Genomic DNA, 6,000 nt, shown 5'->3' with positions numbered 1-6,000 from the left:
TCACTTGCGCCGTGACGGCGCCCGCGCTGTTGCTGCCGGTCACGGTGAAGGTCGTCTTTGCGAAGGGCGCCGCAGGCGTGCCGCTAATCTCACCGTTCTGCATGTTTAGGCTCAACCCGGGCGACAGCGCGGGCGAAACCGAAAATTGCGTGATCTCGCCACCTGAATACTCGGGGAAGTTGGCGACGATAGCGAAGCCGACCGTATAGTCCGGTGCGGAGTCCCTGTAGGTGAGGCCCATGGGCGGGTGGGCCTGCGCATCCACTCCGATCGTAACCTGAGTCTCGACCGTATCGACGCCATTGCTGCCCGTAATCGTGTAGACCGTCGGTGGGGTTTGCGTCGTGGGCGTGCCCGTGATGACTCCGGTTTGCGGGTCCAGTGTGAGACCTTGAGGCAGCGGCGGTGACACGGTGTATTCCGTGATCTCGCCACCCGTGGCAATCGGCGCGTCGGGCGTAATCGGCGCGCTGGTCACATAGTCGATGGAACTGTTGAGATAGTCCAGAGTGTCAGGCGTGACCGGTGCAGCGTCGACCTCGATCTCTACACGCGCGGTGGTGGTGCCCGCCGCATTGCTGCCAGTGATCGCGTACGCCGTGGCGTTGCTGGTTCCGGACGGCGTGCCGGTGATCGCGCCACTCACGGGATCCAGCGAGAGGCCGGCGGGCAACGGAGGAAACACGCTGTAGTTGGTGATTGCACCACCGCTGCTGCTTGGCAGGTTAGGGATAATTTCGTTTCCCTGCACGTACACCACCAGTGTCTCCCGTTCCGTCAACCCCGATGGCGGCGTCTGCGTAACACCGCTGCCGCCAATGCCATTGCCACCGCCGCATCCCGCAATGAGCAAAGCGAGCAGCGTGACCACGCCAGTCAGGCGACGCATGATCTTCATGACGACGATCCCGGAGCCGAATGGATAAAGGATAGGTCGCGGGGTCGTATTTGTCAGCCGATTGCGGAACGGATGTCTCGCGCGGGCGCCCCGGTCTTCGTTCATTTGGCGTCAATCGTTCATGTCGTCAAGTTTCCTGTCGTGCGGTCATGGAATCACCTAACGGTGTTCGGCTGCCCCGCGTACGTGCTGCGAGACCGAGCAATTCGTTTGGGGAAAGGCGTGCGAGCGTCAAACGTTTCATACTTCTCGAAGACGCCAATGGTTCGCCAATGATTGGTCAGGTCATGCTGACCTCCACAAGTAGCATATTCGACAGGTTTCAGAGGCGAAGCGGTCGCTCGAATGCCACTTTGGGAGTAGCGGTGAATGACAGCAACTGGCCGACCACTGCCCAATGCGGTCGATAGAAGTCGACCCCGAAGGGCGGACATCGCTCGCAGCTAGATGCAGGCACAGTAGGACGGTTTTCGAAAAAGCGAAAACGCGCAGATTGATCTGCGCGCTTCGATGCATTGCAAATACAGAATACCCACGGTCTAAAGCAAGGACGTCAACAGTGGCCTGTAGCATTCAACCCCGGTGATTTACGAACCGAAGTAAATCGGCTTCATCCCATCGTTTGCATCCGGACGAATTGAACCCTGGATTTTGTGGCCCAAGCGAGAAACATCGTTACGGAACGAACGCAGATGCTGAGGGGTTCCCGATAGAGAATTGACCGGTGCGGCCGCCTCATTCGATTGAGCGAAAGACGATACAGCCGGAATAGCGAGAGCAGCGGCCACGACGAGCGATTGAACAAGTTTCATGATCCTTACCTCCAGGGCTTGATTTTCCGCAAACACCCGTTTGCGTTTCAGTGCTTTCAGTCTAGGCCGGAGGCGGCTTGTGATTAAGCTCTTGCAGAACAATTGACAGTTGTCGGAATAGGTACAAACCCTTGGTGCTTCAAAGGTCGCTCGGCGACAACGACCCGAAGGCCGCCGCTTGCCGGCGCAGGTGTCGACGACCAGCTTCAGCCCCGGCGCCGTTCAGACGTCCGGGCGACGGCGGGGGCGAACGACTCTTCATGGGCCGGGCAGCGACCGACCGCCGTCCGGCATGTCTGTAGTTCAGACCTCAGTCTGTTCGGCCATCTCAAGCGCATCGTCAACCTCAATGCCGAGATATCGAACTGTGCTTTCAAGTTTGGAATGACCAAGTAACAGTTGGACCGTCCTCAGGTTCTTTGTGCGCCGGTAGATCAATGATGCCTTTGTCCGGCGCATGGTATGGGTTCCATATGCCGTGTCATCGAGACCAATCGATGCGATCCAGCGATGCACGAGGCGAGCGTATTGACGCGTTGAACGGTGCGGCGACCCGTGAATCCGGCTCGGGAACAGAAAGTCCGACTGCCACAGTTCGGCGGTCCTTATCCACGCTTCCGCGCTATCCCGGGTCTGCTCGGTGAGCTCGAACTGGACCGGACGCTGCGTTTTCTGCTGCATGACCGTTGCCCGGGATATAACGTGTTGGCCGTGGCAAATGTCACGCACTCGCAGCTTGGTCAGATCGCACGCTCTCAACTTGCTGTCGATGGCCAGGTTGAAAATCGGGAAATCACGTGTCCGCGCCGAAAGTTGCAGGCGAATCCGGATGGCCCAGATCTCCTTCAGTTTCAATGGCGGCTTCTGTCCTGTGAACTTCCCCTTGTTCCACGGGACGCGCACCGGTGTGTCGATCGCGGGCGTTTCCATGACGTTCTCCTTTCAAATGAAGGGAACGTTAGTCTGCGCCGGCTGCCGGTGGGCGCTGTCCGACCCACTGCGGACCTACGCCTACGCGTCATTCGAATGACGGCTTCCGAAGTGTTGAACTGCCATTGAGCGGAGGTTGTCACTGTCGGCTTCCTGCCTTTGCGGACCATCTCATGGCCTTCTTATCGCAAGTGAATGTCCACCTTGCGAAGCCCGCGCGCGTGCTAATCCGATCGGCCAACAGGAGACGGTTGAATCCTGCTCCTGATGATCATTCATGCCGCTGACGCAGGCCAACCAAAATCTCATAAGACTGAACGATCCGGCCCGTGGTTTGGTGGCGTGGTATCTGACAAACGCATATACTCGATCGATATATGCGTTTGTGGTTCGTGTGCTTTGTTGAAGTTTACGGACGCGATCGCGCAGCGAGCCTGAACACGTCGGGACAGCTCGCATCGTTCGACGGCCGATCGCCACGTTTCAAGTTCGTTCGACATGGAACACCCCTGCCGCATATGGGCGGTAGACCCTACAAGAAAGCTGTTGCCGAATCAGATTATGTACGGCCGCGCAGTGGGTGCCGACGTCTGGACCAAAGCACCAGGCGGGGCTTCTGATAAAAACCCGAGGTAGGTCGCTAGTCATGTCTACGATCGTCTACTGGGCTCACAGCTATCGCGAAGAAGATGCCGCGGTAAATCAATACTTCGGTATGCTTATCGAACAAGCTGGGTCTATGATTGTCAACTTCGATCCTCCGTCACAAAGTGTCAGCGAATCAAAGCTTCAGCAGAACCGTCGAAGCTGCGATGGAATGGTTGCAGTTTTGACTTGGCGCGAGACCGGTCCTTCCCCATACATTTTGTTCGAAGTTGGGCTCGCATTGCGAGCACGTATGCCGGTAGTCGCTTTTGTTGACGACCGACTCGTCGACAATATCCTGCCGCCGCGCGTTCTGCAGCAGCGCTTCTCACATCGCACTTATTTTAGACAAGTACGAGAGCACAGCTATGCCTTGCGAGCCTTGAAGGCGTATATGGGTGAGCCACCTCCTACTAGGTACCAGCCCAACTCGGGTCAGCGCGGTTGCGGTGTGATCGGGATGACAGCTATGACCACACAAGATCGCAATGTGGTCACGCAATTCGTCGAGAAGCGTGGCTACCGTGTCGTGAATCTCGAGAAGGTGCATACGGATAACCCATTGCTATTCGATCCGCTCGAACATCTCGCCATCCTCCATATCACACTTCGCTGCGTTGACTCCCGAACATCGCACTCGCGCTACTGGGCCGGCGCGGTCAGCGCCGCCGCGTTGCCTTCAATAACGCTCACTACTAACAGAGCCTACCCGTTCAATGGTCAATTTCCACGGGAGTTCCAACCGCGCATTGTCGACCTCCATGGTGGCCTCTCATTAGAGGAGGTACTTAAAGACGAGTTTGATCTGTTTGAGCAGAATTTTTTGAGCGCGCAACAGCCTGAAACCATCGAGCGATATGTGAGGATGCAATTGCAGGCTGGGGATCTTGCGGGCAACTATGAGGCAGGCACGCGGCAACTCTTTGTAGGAGCAATCATGGGCGATCAATACAACGTTTCTGGCCAGACTGGTGCGGTCGGTCCGCAAGCGCACGCGCACGACATCTCGTTCACCCAGGTATGGAATCAACTAGAAGGCAAGATCGACCTCGTTAGGCTCGCAGACGAATTAACCCGGCTTCAGCAGGCGATGAGCCACGAGGCGGTCGAAGCCGACCAAAAGCTTGCCTTGGGCGCAGTGGCCGCTGCTGAGCAGAGTGCTCGTGAAAAGAATGGCCCGAAGACGATCGAATACCTTAAGACAGCAGGCAAATGGACGTTAGGTATTGCGGAGAAGATTGGGGTCGATTTGGCGAAAGAAGCGATTAAAGGAGCGATCGGACTCTAGTGCCCGTAGTCCCTGAAATTTTCACTCAGTTGCTAGTAGACAGCGCCGAGTCGTCGTTAATGAAAAGGCTTGGAGACGGCTTTGACTGATGACCCAATGCTAGCGAGTTCCGCGAACGGCGGCTGTAAGGCGGCGGATTCAACCGGTGGATGCAATAGTTTGCTGGAATCGTTCGGCGGGCGTTTCGTAGTCCAGTGTCTTTCGCGGACGCTCATTCAATCGTCTTGCCACAGCGTTAAGTTTAGCCTGTGAATACACTGACAGGTCGGTGCCCTTCGGGAAATACTGTCTTAACAGTCCATTCGTATTTTCGTTCGAGCCGCGCTGCCATGGATGCTGGGGGTCGCAGAAGTAGACCTGGATATCAGTGGCCACAGTGAAACGCTTGTGTCCGGCCATCTCCGTTCCCCGATCCCATGTCAGCGATTTGTAGAGTTCCTGCGGCAATTTGCCGGCATGTTTGATGAGCGCGTTGATGACGGTCTCGCTATCCTTGCTGGCTATCTTAACCAGCATGACGTAACGCGTCTGACGCTCGACGAGGGTTGCAATCTGGCTGCTGCCACTACCGCACAGCAGATCACCTTCCCAGTGGCCCGGTACGGCCCGGTCTTCAACGGTCGCAGGGCGTTCGCTGATCGATACCGTGTCTCGAATCCTGCCGTGATCGTCAGTCTTCTGAGTGTGGTGGCGCGAACGACGCATGGCGCGGGTGCGCCGCAAATGTTCCAGCAGTTCCTTCTTCAAGGCGCCACGGGCCTGGATGAAGAGACTGCGATAGATGGTCTCGTGGGACACGTGGTAGTCCTCGTTGTCTGGGTACGCACGCTTGAGCCATCCGGCAATCTGCTGCGGTGACCACTGCAACTGGAGCTTGCCTGCCACGATGTGCGCCAGCGTTCGGTGCTCAACCAGTTTACAGGCTTTGGGACGCTGTGCCCGATCCCAGGCAAGCTGGTCGGCGTGGCTCGCCCGGTAGCCATCTGGTCCGCTGTTACGCTTGATCTCCCGGCATATCGTGGAGGGAGCTCGATCCAGTCGCATGGCGATCGACTGGATCGAGTCGTCAGCCACAAGCGCCCGCGATATCTCTTCGCGCTCAGCCAGCGTCAACGCCAATCTCGATCGATGTCTCTGTGGTGGTTGAATCCCGCCTGTCTCAGCCAGAATCCCTTGTACTGACGAGTGGTTCCGGTCAAAAAGCTGGGCGATCCTCTGGAGAGATTCTCCCTTCCGCCAACGTTCCCACATCAGCGCTTTCTGCTTCTCGCTGTAAAAAATCCGGCGTCGCTGTTTCATCTGCAACACTCCCACTGCTTGCGCAGTCTTAAGTGTGTTGCATCCACCGGTTGAATCCGCCGCCTTGCTGCTGCCGTTCATCTTGGTGATTTAAGCGATCAGCGAATGTCGGCACTTGGCCGGCCTGT

At 57.0% G+C, this 6,000-nt stretch carries 5 protein-coding genes; 1 reads left to right on the top strand and 4 read right to left on the bottom strand.

Annotation, left to right across the window (positions count from 1 at the left end):
* The 3 genes from FVF58_RS02520 to FVF58_RS02510 all read right to left on the bottom strand — a co-directional run.
* Nucleotides 1-898, bottom strand: an 898-nt coding sequence (locus FVF58_RS02520; RefSeq protein ID WP_188130687.1) for a putative Ig domain-containing protein, incomplete at its 3' end; no start/stop codon positions are given.
* Between the two features lie 587 nt (nucleotides 899-1,485).
* On the bottom strand, nucleotides 1,486-1,710 hold the full coding sequence (locus tag FVF58_RS02515; protein WP_149668334.1) for a hypothetical protein: 225 nt from the start codon (nucleotides 1,708-1,710) through the stop codon (nucleotides 1,486-1,488).
* Nucleotides 1,711-2,013: 303 nt separating this feature from the next.
* Nucleotides 2,014-2,640, bottom strand: a complete 627-nt coding sequence (locus tag FVF58_RS02510) for a tyrosine-type recombinase/integrase (RefSeq protein WP_149668333.1) — start codon at nucleotides 2,638-2,640, stop codon at nucleotides 2,014-2,016.
* 646 nt (nucleotides 2,641-3,286) lie between these two features.
* Here FVF58_RS02510 and FVF58_RS02505 point away from each other — a divergent pair.
* Nucleotides 3,287-4,573 carry a hypothetical protein gene (locus FVF58_RS02505; protein WP_149668332.1) on the top strand — a complete coding sequence of 429 codons (1,287 nt, stop codon included), beginning with the start codon at nucleotides 3,287-3,289 and terminating at the stop codon, nucleotides 4,571-4,573.
* A 138-nt stretch (nucleotides 4,574-4,711) separates the two neighbouring features.
* Here the strand turns inward: FVF58_RS02505 and FVF58_RS02500 are convergent, their stop codons facing one another.
* Nucleotides 4,712-5,872, bottom strand: coding sequence for an IS30 family transposase (locus FVF58_RS02500; protein WP_149668331.1), 1,161 nt, complete (start codon nucleotides 5,870-5,872; stop codon nucleotides 4,712-4,714).
* Between the last annotated feature and the right edge of the window lie 128 nt (nucleotides 5,873-6,000).

Origin of the sequence: Paraburkholderia panacisoli (assembly GCF_008369935.1) — a bacterium.
Classification (GTDB): Bacteria; Pseudomonadota; Gammaproteobacteria; order Burkholderiales; family Burkholderiaceae; genus Paraburkholderia; species Paraburkholderia panacisoli.
The sequence above is the reverse complement of the archived record's forward strand: the minus strand, read 5'-3'. Positions and strand labels throughout refer to the sequence as shown.

Bases quoted from the DNA above. Each gene is read 5' to 3' on its own strand.
- FVF58_RS02505 (WP_149668332.1), top strand. From the start codon at position 3,287: ATGTCTACGATCGTCTACTGGGCTCACAGCTATCGCGAAGAAGATGCC.
- FVF58_RS02515 (WP_149668334.1), bottom strand. From the start codon at position 1,710: ATGAAACTTGTTCAATCGCTCGTCGTGGCCGCTGCTCTCGCTATTCCG.
- FVF58_RS02500 (WP_149668331.1), bottom strand. From the start codon at position 5,872: ATGAAACAGCGACGCCGGATTTTTTACAGCGAGAAGCAGAAAGCGCTG.
- FVF58_RS02510 (WP_149668333.1), bottom strand. From the start codon at position 2,640: ATGGAAACGCCCGCGATCGACACACCGGTGCGCGTCCCGTGGAACAAG.